General features: G+C 42.8%; 7 protein-coding genes. 5 read left to right on the top strand and 2 right to left on the bottom strand.

Translation table 11 applies throughout. From position 1 onward, the window contains the following. Window positions 1-23: 23 nt before the first annotated feature. Window positions 24-839, top strand: a complete 816-nt coding sequence (locus H6G77_RS16285) for a S1C family serine protease (protein WP_190872132.1) — start codon at window positions 24-26, stop codon at window positions 837-839. Further along, on the top strand, window positions 836-1453 hold the full coding sequence (locus tag H6G77_RS16280; RefSeq protein WP_190592902.1) for a response regulator transcription factor: 618 nt from the start codon (window positions 836-838) through the stop codon (window positions 1451-1453). Before H6G77_RS16285 ends, H6G77_RS16280 begins: the two co-directional genes overlap by 4 nt. Window positions 1454-1699: 246 nt before the next feature. On the opposite strand, the gene H6G77_RS16275 is transcribed toward H6G77_RS16280, so the two are convergent. Together H6G77_RS16275 and H6G77_RS16270 are read right to left on the bottom strand one after the other, a co-directional pair. After that, window positions 1700-3445, bottom strand: coding sequence for an ABC transporter ATP-binding protein (locus H6G77_RS16275; protein WP_190872148.1), 1746 nt, complete (start codon window positions 3443-3445; stop codon window positions 1700-1702). A 275-nt stretch (window positions 3446-3720) separates the two neighbouring features. Then, window positions 3721-5007, bottom strand: coding sequence for a GAF domain-containing sensor histidine kinase (locus tag H6G77_RS16270; protein ID WP_190872131.1), 1287 nt, complete (start codon window positions 5005-5007; stop codon window positions 3721-3723). An 820-nt stretch (window positions 5008-5827) separates the two neighbouring features. Between H6G77_RS16270 and H6G77_RS16265 the strand changes: the two genes are divergently transcribed. The 3 genes from H6G77_RS16265 to H6G77_RS16255 all read left to right on the top strand — a co-directional run bounded on the left by H6G77_RS16265 (window position 5828) and on the right by H6G77_RS16255 (window position 14702). Continuing rightward, complete coding sequence (locus H6G77_RS16265; RefSeq protein WP_190872147.1) at window positions 5828-7567, top strand: ShlB/FhaC/HecB family hemolysin secretion/activation protein; 1740 nt, start codon at window positions 5828-5830, stop codon at window positions 7565-7567. Between the two features lie 470 nt (window positions 7568-8037). Beyond that, complete coding sequence (locus H6G77_RS16260) at window positions 8038-10494, top strand: S-layer family protein (protein ID WP_190872130.1); 2457 nt, start codon at window positions 8038-8040, stop codon at window positions 10492-10494. Window positions 10495-10559: 65 nt separating this feature from the next. Beyond that, complete coding sequence (locus H6G77_RS16255; protein WP_190872129.1) at window positions 10560-14702, top strand: filamentous hemagglutinin N-terminal domain-containing protein; 4143 nt, start codon at window positions 10560-10562, stop codon at window positions 14700-14702. Window positions 14703-14878: the final 176 nt, after the last annotated feature.

Raw genomic sequence — 14878 nt, 5'->3', positions numbered from 1 at the left:
ATTTCTCATAATTCCAAGCAAATATGATGACACAATTCAATGATGAACTGTCCGCAGTTGCCGCTAAACTGCGTCAAAGCACAGTCAAAGTTAAAAGCGGTGGTTTGGGAGTTGGTTCTGGGGTGATTTGGCAAGCAGACGGGTTGATTATTACGAATGCTCATGTAGCGACCAGTCAGCAGCCAACTGTAGAATTATCTGATGGTCGGGTATTTGCGGCTGTGCGATCGCACTTTGACCCCCAGCAAGATTTAGCCGCACTCAAAATTACTGCAACTAACTTACATCCTGCCACCATTGCTAATTCTGATACATTGCGAGTTGGTGAATTAGTTCTGGCTGTGGGTAATCCTTTAGGTGATGATGGTGCATTCACAATGGGGATGGTTCACAGCAATCATCAATCAGCCGTCATCGCAGATTTACAGCTTTATCCTGGTAATTCTGGTGGATGTTTAGCTGATTGTCTGGGGCGAGTTGTGGGGATTAATACAATGATTGTCAACGGTTTGGCGGTGGCGATTCCCAGCCACAAGGTTACCCGCTTTCTGAGTGGTAGTCCTCGTTGGCAACTTGGAGTCACCTTGCAACCTGTGGTTTTAGACAGGCGCAGTCTCGGTTTATTGGTATTATCTATAGTTCCTGGTAGTGTGGCAGAAACTGTTGGTTTGCAAATTGGCGATGTGTTAATTGGGGTTGCAGGACGGTTATTTACTCGACCTAATGACTTGGCTAAATATCTGCATCACAACCAAGAGTCTATACCATTACAAGTGCGACGGGGGAGAAAGCAATTTATTGTTGACATTGCCCAGAAAACCTCTGTGGAGGCGACATGATCCGAGTGGTGGTCATTGCTGCTTCTGTGGTGGTGCAGGTGGGTTTGTCATCACTGATCAATCAACATCCCCAACTAACTGTAGTGGGAACAACATCAGATTTAGAGACATTCACCAAGGAATTTGAACAACTCCAACCAGATGTATTGCTGTTAGATTTCAGCAGTAATCTTTCATCAACTTGGACAAAATTGCAACTGATATCAGAACAACAAATTCTACTGATTACAGAAGATATCGAGAGTCTTGACCTAGAAAATAGCTTACGTTCTGGTGTGCGGGGAATATTACCCAGTACTAGCACAGAAGCGGAAATTACTGCGGCGATCGAAGCGATCGCATCGGGTTTGATAGTACTGCACCCAGATTATTTAGAATTACTCCCCATCCGCGAAAAAGTTGTGGCTAACCCCGTGCAAACTTTGACACCCAGAGAAATCGAAGTTTTGGGAATGTTAGGTTCTGGGTTGGGTAACAAAGCGATCGCAAAACGTCTACAAATTTCCGAACATACAGTGAAATTTCATGTTTCATCCATCTTTCAAAAGCTGGCTGTTTCTTCTCGTACCGAAGCGGTGACGGCTGGTGTCAGGCTTGGTTTAATTATGCTGTAGTAGAAGGCAATCCGGCAAAGCCGGAGAAGTCAAAAGTAAAAAACCAAAAGTCAAAAGTATTCTTGATTTTTGCCTTTTTACTTTTGCCTTTTGACTTACCGCTACGCGGTTGAGGCAGGAGGTAAAATTGTTACTATGCTTGGTGCGATATAGCCTTTCTTAGTCTACTGAGGTACAAATTTATCTGCGTCCATCTGCGGTTAATTATTCTTGCTTGTACTTCACTAGAATCAGAAACGCTATAAATCAAGATTTTACTTGATGATGTTGAATTTGAGATTCGAGAATTGCCCCATAAAGTGGACTAGTTTGCATCAATTCTTCATGGGTTCCTTGGGCTACCAATTGACCTTGATCGATTAATAAAATGCGATCAGCATTTTTGACTGTACTAATGCGTTGGGCTACCACAAAGGTGACACAAGCTTTTTGCTGCATTAAATTATCTAGTTCGGCTTGAATTTGGGTGGCTGTTTTAGCATCCACCGCAGAGGTACTATCATCCAAAATCAGAATACTGTAATCGGTGAGTAAGGTACGGGCGATCGCAATCCGTTGTTTTTGTCCACCAGATAAACCCACACCCCGTTCGCCGACAATTGTGTTGTAGCCATCGGGCAAGCTGATAATAAAATCATGAATCTGGGCAGTTTTCGCCACTTCTATTACTTGTTCTAAACTGCTATTTGGTTTAGCGTAGGTAATATTATCGTGGATGGTTCCAGAGAATAAGGTGCTTTCTTGAAAGACTATGCCAATATGCGATCGCAAACTTTGGAGTGTAAAATCTCGCACATCCCGCCCATCAATGCGAATCGCTCCCCCAGTCACATCATAAAAGCGGGGAATCAAGTTCATAATTGTGCTTTTGCCAGAACCTGTCATTCCTAGAACGGCAATCAGTTCTTTGGGCTTAGTTTCAAAAGATACATTTTTTAGAGCTTCTGTGGTGGCTCCCGGATAGCGAAAGGAAACGTTTTCAAAGGTAATGCGGCCACCGCAAGTATCAAATAACATCGCATTCGGGCGATCGCGGATTTCCACAGCCGCATCAACTATTTCAAACACTCGTGTAGCCGAGGCTGCGGCTTGGGCGATCGCTGGGGCAGCAAACCCAATTAATAATATGGGTTGAAAAATTAACACTAAGTATGAGTTAAATGCTACTAATTCCCCAATCGAAAAGCTATCACCAATTACCAGCATACCTCCATAGCCAAAGACTGCCAGTGTCACCAAATTACTCAGTAAAAAGATAAACGGGAATGTATTACGAATAGCCATAATCGTCTGCATATTTGCGCTGACGAGGGCATCATTTAAGGTTGTGTAACGCGACTTTTCCGCCGACTCACGCACAAAGGCTTTCACTACCCGTATCCCTAACAAATTCTCTTGCAAAACCGCATTCAAATTACCCAATTGCTGTTGGATTTGCCCAAACAGTCGGTTATTCCGATTCACAAACCTTGCCATTAACCATGCAGATATCGGCACTACCGACAAGGTAATTAAAGCCAGTTGCCAATTCATCACTAGCAAAATCACGGCAATACTTACCAATGTCACTAATCCCCCAATCACTTGAATCAAGCTAGTCCCCACAAAAGTGCGGATTTGCTCAATGTCATTGGTGACACGGGTTAATAATTGAGAAGTCTGCGACTGATCATGATAGCTAAAACTTAAATTTTGAATTTTGCTGAAAATCTTGTTGCGTAAATCATAAGCCACACCTTGAGATGCAGCTTCAGCTAAATAGCTTTGACCAAAGTTAAACAAACCCCGTGCGATCGCAGCTACTACCATCCAAGCTGCACTATAAAGTACTATTTGTAAGTTACGCGGTGCAATACCTTGATCAATTCCCCAACGAAATAATTGCGGTGTCACAGCATTGGCAACTGTTAATAGTAAGACACTAATCAAAGCTCCCACAGAAATCCAACGGTAATTGCCTAAACTCTTCAACACGCGCCCAATTGATCGCATCGGCGAATTTTGCCGCAGTTCTGGTTGTTGCACCAATTGTCCTCACCTCAAACTAGATACTTAAAAATAAGACTTACGTAAGATTTTCAGGTGTAGGGGTTATTGACTTCCCCACCCTTGCGTAATCATAAACCACATCACCAAAGTATGAAATGACTCTGAGGACTGACACAAATTGAGTTGTTGAGATGGGGTATCAGAATTTTGAACACCTACACCCCTACGAGGAAGTCAAAAATCAGAGAATTTTTGACTTTTAACTTTTAACTTTTGACTTAATTTCCCCCCATTTTCCGTACCGTTGCTACAGGTAATTGCACTGTAACAGTAGTACCAGATACCGCATCAGAATGAATAGATAATTCTCCACCATGAGCATGAACAATGCGTTTAGAAATGGCTAATCCCAAACCAGTTCCGTTAGATTTAGTAGAAAAGAACGGCTGCGTTAGTTGTGCAAGAATTTCGGCTGGTATTGGCTCGCCACCATTACAAACATTAATGCTAACTTGATCTAAAGATGAATTTTTGACTTCCCAAATAATCACATCTCCAGGAGACACTGCCTCACAAGCATTACGCACAATATTAATAAATACTTGTTTGAGCTTGTCTTGATCCCCTAAAACTTTGATTGGGTTTGGGCTAGGGATAAATTTGATTTCCCGTTCTAAGGCTTCTGGCATTTCCCAAATTAATTTCAGCAACTCTCGAATCAAGTCATTTATCTCTAACTCATCCAGTTGCAACACTTGAGGTTTCGCATAAAGCAAAATTTCACTCAATAGATTTTCTAAGCGAGAAGCTTCACCTAATGCTAACGATAATCGCTCTTGTGCGGCTGGGTTTAAATTAGTCTTTTGGAAATACTTTAATCCCATGAGCATTGTTGTCAAAGGATTGCGAATTTCATGGACAATCATGGCAGCAAATTCACCAATTGCTGCGAGGCGTTCTTGTTCTACTAGTTTGGCTTGGGCGGTTCGCAGTTCAATAGTACGTTTTTCTACTTCTGATTCTAAAATTTGATTAAATTCACACTGTTGTTGGTAGAGATAATAATTATCTATAGCTGTAGCTGCACGTTCGGCAAATACTTCGGCTACTTGAATTTCTTCTGGTGTAAATTCTCTGTGCTGGCGGTGAAAAGAGCAGATTGTACCAATGACTTTTCCTTCTGCTGTTTTTAAAGGTATGCCTAAATAAGCACAGTAACCTTCGGGAATCTGCCCATACTCTGGATTTTTGACTGCATCTTCTACCGCCAAAGGGCGACCAATTTCGATGACTGTGCCGGTGAGTAAACCATGTAGTGAATAGACATGCTCACCCTCGCCCATATCCATACTACTGGCTAATACTTTCTCAAATCCTTTTTGGCAAACAGTCACGACTGACCAATCAATTTCTAATAACTCGCTGACTCCACAGGCAATGCTTTGCAGGTAGCTAGATAATTCTCCAGAGCGATAGTTCAAACAAGATAAAAATGCGATCGCTCGTCTTTCGCGCTGCCATAATTGTTTTTGCAACAAACTTGTTTTACCATTGGCTTTGCTCATATATGCCTGTTGCAGAAGTTAATATTTTTTTATAATCATTAATCCTAAGTTCAAAACTTTTTCCAGCAATAATTCTGGTTTTTTATATTAATTTAATAACTTTGGATTTTGATTTTATCAATATAAACATTACTATAATTAAACTCTTAAACACTAGATATTTATATTTTTTTTACTATTTTAATAAATTTTAGTATTATTTCTAATTTAGAGATTAACCCGGTAAGTAAGATAGTTTACCCTTCATTGAAGAGTAACTATTTTTTATCAGCAGTCTAGAAGTTAATTTTAGGTTAATCTCTGTTAAAAAATAGCTAATCAATAACAATGTTTTTTGAATGACTGGCTAAGAATTCGATAAATTGTATTGATATCTTTAATAGTTTGATGGTTAAACGTTAATTTTAGCCAAAATAACCATAACCAATTTTTACAGCAAATAACCTCATTCTAAATGTACCATACTCCCAGGATAAAACTCAAGTCAGTCTGTGACATGGCAGATTAAAAGGGGTTGTTCGGGATCACAAAAGTTATGCTGGAATGCCGCGATAAGAGTTCATCTGATGATTATCTGTAATCATGCGGAATCAAATTTCTTCATCAAGAAAAAACAGTATTTACACTGGGTACATTTGTAAAAAATAAAGCGTAATCTTATATATATATGATACTCCTTACATCACTGAAGCAAGGCAACTTTGATCAGTTGAAATATAAAAGTAACTTTGATAATTGCCGAGAAAAATGACTCAATATTTATGCGTGGGTATTTAGTGTGAAGACAAAATTTATAATTAGCCATACACACAAGCATCAAATGATTTGTAAGCCGCGCATAACAATACTAAAACCTTTGACATTCGGGTTTGTTATTGCCGCAGTATTGTGTAATTATCATCAGGTATACGCCCAAACAAGCAACCAGCAAGGTTTACCACCAGGAAGGATAGAAGAAATTCCGGTTACGCCCTTACCATCAGATGCGCTACCACAGCCATCAGAAAAAGAGCCATTACTTCCGCCTGTGGAATTACCTGATCAGCCAACGACAGGAGAGGATGATCCTAATATTAAATTCCGGGTGGAACGTATTGAAGTTATTGGTAGCACAGTATTTACACCAAAAGATTTTGCGCCGATTACAGATCCTTTTATTGGGCGCGAAGTATCCTTTACAGAGTTATTACAAGTCAAAGAAGCCATCAGCAAGTTCTACACCGATAAAGGCTATGTCACCACTGGGGCTTTAATTTCACCCCAAACACTAGATGCAGGAGTTGTGACAATTCAGGTAGTAGAAGGTAGTTTGCAAGAAATCAAAATCGTGGGTAATCGACGATTGAATAGCAACTACATTCGCGATCGCATTCGTCTAGGTGCAGGAAAACCCCTGAATGTGCCGCGATTACTGGAAAAACTGCAACTACTCCGACTCGATCCACGCATTAAAAATCTCTCTGCGGAATTGCAAACCGGTACAACTCCCGGACGCAATATCTTACGTGTCGAAGTTCAAGAAGCCGACACCTTCACAGGCTCACTCAGCTTGGATAATGGGCGATCGCCTAGTGTTGGTAGTTTCCGCCGGGGTATAGATATCCAAGAGGCCAATCTATTAGGTTTAGGGGATACCTTGAATGTGGGCTATACCAATACCAATGGTAGTAATACAATTGCCGCTAGTTACACATTGCCTGTGAATGCCCACAACGGCGTTGTATCTTTTAGTGTTAACCAAGGCTGGAACAACGTTATAGAAGACCCTTTCAGCGTTCTAGATATTCAGTCAAATAGCACCGCCTACGAATTCGGATTTCGTCAACCATTACTGCAAAAGCCCACTCAAGAGTTAGCTGTAGGGGTATCATTCTCCCGCCAAGAAAGTCAAACAATCATTGGTTTAGATAATATAGGTGGCTTTCCCTTATCTCCTGGAGCCGATGATAATGGCAGAACGAAAATTTCTGCCTTGCGCTTCACCCAAGAGTATACCCAGCGCAGCAACACACAAGTTTTCGCCGCGCGATCGCAATTTAGTTTGGGAGTTGATTGGTTGGGAGCAAGTGTGAGTGAAGAGGCTCCCGATAGCCGCTTCTTTAGTTGGCGAGGACAAGCACAGTGGGTAAGACAATTTGCTCCAGATACCTTGTTTTTAACTAGGGCTGATTTACAACTAGCCGCCAATAACTTAGTACCTTTAGAGCAATTTGGATTAGGTGGACAGTTAAGCGTGCGGGGTTATCGCCAAGATACATTACTCACAGATAACGGCTTCTTGTTTTCCTCAGAATTTCGCTTTCCCATTGTGCGGGCGAAAAAAATCCAAGGAGTCTTACAACTAGCACCATTTGTTGATGTCGGCCAAGGCTGGAATAGTAAAGGTGACAATCCCTCCACCAATACCTTAGTCGGTGCTGGGTTTGGGTTGTTATGGAAACAAGGGAATAACTTCTCCGCCCGTTTAGATTGGGGTATTCCAATTATCTCTGTCGAGGGCGACAAGCGATCGCTCCAAGAAAACGGATTGTACTTCTCTATGCAGTATTCACTATTTTAATAGCCATCAAGATTGACGCATATAGATTCAGGACTTACGCACAAAAATTTTCTGCGGAGACTGGGTGTAAGGGTTAAAGGGTATGGGGTGTAAGAGTTTTGGACACATACACCTCTATACCCATAAACTCTTACACCCTTCCCAAAACCCTTGGTTTTTCGTCTCACTGCGTAAGTCCTATGATATACAAACATCTCTCTACCCTGGATTTCTCTCTTGTGAGAAATCCAGGGGTGTGGGAGGGGTGGGAAGTGTGGGAGGATGGTGAAAAAATCTTTCCCCCCACACTCCCCACACTCCCCTCTCTCCACACCCGCTACCCATACGTGAGAAATTCGGGTCTACCTTGTCTCCCTTGTCTCTTTTGTTCATCTCTCAAATAGGACTGCTATATCTATATATCCATCAAGTGAATTGATCTGACTGCATTGGGAACAATAAACACGGAATCAAAAACAAGAACTGGGTTCATGACATTAGCTTTTGGTAGATTTGGCTTTCTCGGTGCAATCTGTATAGCTGCTGTTTATAACAGTAGTGTTCACGCCCAAGTAGTTTCCGATAACACTCTCAAGACGGATGTGAATGGTAATTACACCATCACTAATGGCACTCTTGTCGGCAATAATTTATTTCATAGCTTTAGCCAATTTTCCATACCTACAGGTGGCTCTGTTGTATTCAATAATCCCACTACTGTCCAAAATATCTTTGCTCGTGTTACAGGTGGTAGTGTATCGAATATCGATGGCACAATCAGCACCCAAGGTAGTGCTAATTTATTCTTGCTAAATCCAGCCGGGATTGTATTTGGAGCTAATGCTAAGTTAAGCATCAGTGGTTCTTTTGTCGGCACAACTGCCGATAGCATAGTATTTGCCGATGGGTTGAAGTTTAGCGCCACAAATACCACATCGCCAGCTTTATTAACGATGAGTGTCCCTGTTGGTTTGCAACTTGGTAGTAATCCAGGAGCGATTACCGTTCAAGGAGCCGGACACAATGCCAATTTTCTTGCATCATCTTCAATATCTGGACTCAATATTGGCACCAGAGGATTACAAGTACAATCTGGCAAAACCCTAGCATTAGTGGGTGGGAATATTGCCTTGGATGGCGGTTTACTTTCTGCACCGGGAGGAAAAATAGAATTGGGTAGCATCAGTAACGCTAACGTTACTCTCAATTCCACTTCTCAAGGATTTACCCTGAGTTATCCCAACATAACGAGTTTTGGTGATATTACCCTTACCCAACGCGCTTTAGCATCTACACGCGATCTCAGCCGAGGAAATGGCGGCTCTGTAAACATTCAAGGGAAACAAGTAAGTATCCGTGATGGTTCTTTGGTGTTAGTCCAAAATCGAAGTAACCAAGCTGCTGGTGATATTGTTGTAAATGCTACAGAATCACTGAATATTAGCGGTAAATCCCCTAAGTTTACAAGTTCTAGCAGTTTAGTTAATGACACCGTATCTTCTGCGGCGGCGGGGCAGATCATCGTTAATACCCCGAAGTTAAATATTGATCAAGGCGGTTACATCTTAAACCGCACATTTAGTACCGGCTCTGGGGGTAACATTATCATCAATAGTGATGCAATAGATATCAATGGGTTTGCATCAGGCGATCCGCTTGCTTTTCGAGCCGTCAGTCAAATACTAGCTGCTTCTTTTGGTAAGGGAAAGGGCGGGGATATTGCTATTTCCACTCAAGATTTATCTGTTTCAGCCGGAGCTAATATAGCAGCTAGACCTTATTCTTCAGGTAAGGGCGGTGATCTAAATATCAAAGCAGATACAATCCAGGTATTAGGTGCAGGTGCGCCAAAAGGTAGTTATTTTACTTTAGTTTCGGCCGCTACCTTTGGGCCTGGTGATGCAGGCAATTTGAACATTGACACCCGTAAATTATCTGTTCAAGATGGTGGGAGAGTATCGGCTTCTAGCATAATTTTAGGCAATGCAGGTTCACTGACTATCAATGCCTCAGAATCAATTGATGTGAGTGGTATAAAACCTGGCGAAACCCCCAGTTATGTTGGTACTGCTGTTCTGCCTGTTGGTGCTTTTAGTATAATTTCCCGTGCCAATGCCGGCAACACTACTATTAACGCCCCCATTGTTAACGTTTCTGATGATGCGACAATTTTTGTTCAAAATACTGGCTCTGGGACAGCAGGTAATCTGGAAATTAATGCAAACACCCTCACACTTAAAAATGGTGGAAACCTTTTAGCCTCGACAAAAGCAGGCGAAGGCGGAAACATTAACCTGCAACTGCGAGATTTATTACTCATGCGTGATGGTGGCTTTATTAGTGCAGAAGCCGGTGGTAGTGGCAATGGTGGCAATATTAGTATTAATGCACCAGTAATTGTAGGGCTAGAAAACAGTGACATTATTGCCAATGCCGTGCAAGGAAAGGGCGGTAATATTGCCATTACAACTCAAGGCATTATCGGTCTAAAATTCCGCGATACTCTGACTCCAAGAGAAGATTTAACCAATGATATTACAGCCAGTTCTGCGTTTAATTTGAATGGCACAGTGGAAATTAATAATGTTGGTGTTGATCCCAATTCGGGTTTAGTGGAATTACCCGGAAATGTCACTGATCCATCTCAGCAAATTGCTAGTGGTTGCAATGCTAATACTAGTAGTAGTTTTGTTGCCGTTGGCAGAGGTGGAATACCACAAAATCCGACACAAGGGTTGAATAGCGATCGCACCTGGTCAGACATCCGCGATATATCTGCATTCCATAAAACACAATCAGTACAAGCCCAAATGCCAAAATCACCAGAAACCCTTGTGCAAGCGACTGGCTGGCGACGTAACGCCCAAGGCAAAATTGAGCTTGTTGCAGCTAATACTAATTCACCGATACCATCAGCCTTAACCTGTGCGGCTGTAGCCGAAAATTAACTACTGTTAAAAAGATTATTGTCTGGGGAAAGATAAATATGGAATAGAACACAAGAAATAGATTAATGAAAATAACTATTGCTGGTTTGGGCTTAATTGGTGCAATTGTGACATCTGCTATTTGCAACAGTAGTGTAAACGCTCAGGTAACTCCTGATGGGACTCTCAACACTGCTGTAAGTGGGAGTAATCATTACAGCATCACCAATGGCACCCGTATCGGCAATAATTTATTTCATAGCTTCAGCCAATTCTCCTTGCCTAGCAATGGTTCCGCAGTCTTTAACAATGCCGCAGACATCCAAAATATATTTAGTCGGGTAACAGGCGGCAATGTTTCTAACATTGATGGTTTAATTCAAGCCAATGGTAGTGCCAACTTATTCTTACTCAACCCATCCGGGATGATTTTTGGGAAAAATGCCAGCTTAAATATTGGTGGTTCATTTATCGCTACAACAGCCAATAGTATAAAGTTTGCCGATGGTACAGAATTTAGTGCCACAAATCCCAGTACCAAGCCATTGTTAACCATGAGTGTACCAATTGGCTTACAAATGGGGCAGAATTCCGCACCGATTCGAGTCGAGAGTCATCTCACCACCGGACAAGATTTAACACTAGAAGCAGGTAGCCTAGACTTACAAGGACAACTGGTAGCAGGGAGAGATTTAACCCTCAAAGCCCAAGACACAGTGCAAATTAGGGATCATGCCACAACTCCATTTCTTGCCCAAGCAGGCAGAAACTTAACAATTCAAGGAAATCAAAACATTGATATCCTGGCATTGAATCATCCAGTAGCCGCCCTTCAGAGTGGGGGTAATCTGAGTTTGATTAGCAACGGGAATATTTCTGGGGATGCACATTTCCTGAGTGGTGGCAATCTCTCATTTCAGACTTTAGCAGGGACTCCAGGGAAGTTTGTGAGTTTGTTTGACCCGATAATTTATGCCAATGGGGATGTAGTGTTTGGTGATTACACAGGGGTGGCATTGAAGGTGGAAGCCACAGGGAGCATTGAGGGGGGTAATATTGTGATTACCGGACCTGATGTGAGCGTTCCCAGTAGCGACCCAGATTATCTGATACTCACAACACAACCTGCGGCGATTTTGCGGGCAGGGGTGGCATCAGTACCGACTGCAAATTTGCCACAATTGAGCTTCACGACGGGGACAGTAGCAGGTTTGCCACCGGGAAGTATTAGGGTAAGCAGTATCAACACATCAAATACAACAGGGGGAGATGGTGGTGCAATTACCCTGAATGCTGCTGGGGATATTGTCACAGGAAACTTAGATTCCTCGGCTTTGTTGTATTTTGGGAATAGTGGCAATGGTGGCGATATCAAGCTGTTCGCTAATGGCAATATCTCGATTAATGGCAATGTGAACTCATCTTCTCTTTCATTCCTTACAAGTGGGAGTGGCGGCGATATTACCCTCACTACCACTAACGGCAATCTTTCTGTCAATGGCGGTCTAGATTCATCAGTATTCGGACTCAATCAAGGAGGGAATGGCGGCGATATTACCCTCACTACCACTAACGGCAATCTTTCTGTCGACGGCGCATCTTCATACCTGTTGACCTTTTATGGTACAAGTGGCAATGGCGGCAAGATAATTCTTTCCACGACCAATGGCAACCTCTCCAGCCAGCGCAGTTTATTGTCTTTTTCCAACTCAATATTCGGGAAGAGTGGTAATGGCGGCGATATCGCCCTCACTGCAACCAATGGCAACCTCTCCAGCCAGGGCCGAATGGAATCAACGGCGAGGAATGGTAGCAAAGGCGGCGATATCACTCTCACTGCAATCAATGGCAAACTCTCTAACCAAGCCGAGTTGTCATCCCTGTCCCACTCCTTAACGGGTAATAGTGGTAATGGCGGCGATATCACCCTGACAGCAATCAATGGCAACCTCTCTAACCAGAGCAATTTAAACTCATTCTCATACTCAGCAGTAGGGAATAGCGGTCAGGGTGGTGATATCGCCCTGACTGCACAAAACGGGGATATTTTGGGCAACGGCAGTAACTTGTATAGTTTTAGCGTTGCGCCCCAAGGAACTGCAAACAATGGTGGTTCTGTAAGATTAGATGCTCTAAACCAGATATCTGGATTGACAGTAGTAACAACATCTTCTGCTGCTGAGGCAGGGATGGTGTCGATTTTGGGACAGGGCGATTTGGCGATCGCTGATCTGGCCATCCAAACAAGTAAACCAATCACCATCAGAACCGCATTAACAGGCACAATCAACATTCCGGCTGATGGCAAAGGGCGATCAGGTGATGTCAACATTAGTAGTGCGGGGAACCTTACTCTAACTAACACCCTAATTGAAAGCGATACCAAAGGTAGGGACTCCGCCGGTAATGTCACCCTTACCAGTCCTGGTTTAACGACATTGAATAATAGTCAAATTTTCACCACTACAAAGAGTACTGGACAAGCTGGAGATGTCAATGTCACCACAAATCGCCTCTCCTTCCTCAATGGCAGTTCCATTAACTCCTCAACATCTGCCAGTGGCAATGCGGGAGATATTATATTTAATGTGCCTAACACTGTAGAACTTGACAATGGTAAAATCTCAGCTAATACAAGTGGTAGTGGCAAGGGTGGAGAAATTGCCCTGAATACAGGTACTTTACAACTCAACAATCAAAGTATCATCTCTAGCAACACCACAGGTATTGGTAATGCCGGTGCAATTGATGTCAAAGCTAACGCGATCGCACTCAATCAAAGCAACATTACTAGTCAATCCTTATCTGAAAGTGGCGATGCGGGAAATATCAAGCTTCAGGCAGCTAACACCGTAGAACTTAACAATGGTACAATCTCAGCCAGTACAAGTAGTAGTGGCAAGGGTGGAGAAATTGCACTCAATACAGGCAATTTACGACTAAATAATCAAAGTATTATATCCAGCAACACCACAGGTAGTGGTAATGCTGGTGCAATTGATGTTAAAGCTAACGCGATCGCACTTAATCAAAGCAACATTACTAGTCAATCCTTATCTGAAAGTGGCGATGCGGGAAATATCAAGCGTCAGGCAGCTAACACCGTAGAACTTAACAATGGTATAATCTCAGCCAGTACCAGTGGTAGTGGTAAGGGTGGTGAAATTACACTGGATACAGGCACTTTACAACTCAGCAATCAAAGTATCATCTCCAGTAACACCACAGGTATTGGTAATGCAGGTGCAATCGATGTCATAGCTAACGCGATCGCACTCAATCAAAGCACCATTAGTAGTCAATCTTCGGGTAGTGGTGACAGTGGTACGGTGAAATTTAACACTGGGACTTTAGATTTGATTGACAATGCGATTGTTTCCACCGCCTCATCCCAATCAGGAAAAGCGGGTAACTTAAATATTACCGCAGGCGATCGCATTAACTTGCAAACTGGCGCACAAATTACCAGTCGCAGTACCGGAACTGGTAATGGTGGGACGGTTGAGATTACCGGGCGATCATTGATTCTCAAGGAAAATGCTCAAATCAACGCCTCTACAGTCTCTAGTGATGGCGGTAACTTAGTGTTAAATCTGTCTGAATTGTTGCGAGTGAGCGATCGCAGTCTCCTCAACGCCGAAGCTGGCACTACAGGCAATGGTGGTAACATTACTATCAATACCCCCTTGATCATCGGCACTGGTAATAGTGATATTATTGCCAACGCTGTCCGTGGTCGTGGTGGGAACATTAACATTACTACTCAAGGTATATTTGGGCTAAAATTCCGTAATCAACTCACTCCAGAAAACGACATCAGCGCCAGTTCGCAATTTGGTGTGAACGGTACAGTCGATATTAACAATGTCAGTGTTGATCCCAATTCTGGTTTAGTGGAATTACCTGCAAATATTACTGACTCATCGCAGCAAATTGCTAGTGGTTGTGCAGATACCAGTGGTAGTAGTTTTGTCGCCACAGGCAGAGGTGGTATACCGCAAAATCCCACGCAGCAGATTTGGGGCGATCGCACTTGGTCTGATACTCGTGATATCTCTGCATTCCACACCACAAAATCTGCACAAGCACAAATACCGAAGTCTCCAGAAGTACTAGTGCAAGCAACTGGCTGGCGACGTAATGCCCAAGGCAAAATAGAATTAATTGCCGATAAATCTCCTAGTCAGGCACAAACCGCATTAACCTGTGCAGCAATACCTCAAAATTAATTCACATGACAGGCTCAATGTTATGGGACTTACGCATCAAAACGAAAAATCAAGGGTTTTGGCGAGGGTGTAGGGGTTCAGGGGTATAAGGGTGTGCTGATTCAAAATCCTTACCCCCCAAACCCTTTCACCCTTACACCCAATCTCCACAGATAATCTTTGCGCGTAAGTCCTGT

The sequence above is a fragment of the Aulosira sp. FACHB-615 genome, from assembly GCF_014698045.1.
Lineage (GTDB): Bacteria > Cyanobacteriota > Cyanobacteriia > Cyanobacteriales > Nostocaceae > Nostoc_B.
This window is presented reverse-complemented; position numbering and strand designations above follow the sequence as displayed.

What these genes read in the sequence shown, in the direction of transcription:
- H6G77_RS16285 (WP_190872132.1), top strand. Translation starts at nt 24, where the DNA reads ATGATGACACAATTCAATGATGAACTGTCCGCAGTTGCCGCTAAACTG.
- H6G77_RS16280 (WP_190592902.1), top strand. Translation starts at nt 836, where the DNA reads ATGATCCGAGTGGTGGTCATTGCTGCTTCTGTGGTGGTGCAGGTGGGT.
- H6G77_RS16275 (WP_190872148.1), bottom strand. Translation starts at nt 3,445, where the DNA reads ATGCGATCAATTGGGCGCGTGTTGAAGAGTTTAGGCAATTACCGTTGG.
- H6G77_RS16270 (WP_190872131.1), bottom strand. Translation starts at nt 5,007, where the DNA reads ATGAGCAAAGCCAATGGTAAAACAAGTTTGTTGCAAAAACAATTATGG.
- H6G77_RS16265 (WP_190872147.1), top strand. Translation starts at nt 5,828, where the DNA reads ATGATTTGTAAGCCGCGCATAACAATACTAAAACCTTTGACATTCGGG.
- H6G77_RS16260 (WP_190872130.1), top strand. Translation starts at nt 8,038, where the DNA reads ATGACATTAGCTTTTGGTAGATTTGGCTTTCTCGGTGCAATCTGTATA.
- H6G77_RS16255 (WP_190872129.1), top strand. Translation starts at nt 10,560, where the DNA reads ATGAAAATAACTATTGCTGGTTTGGGCTTAATTGGTGCAATTGTGACA.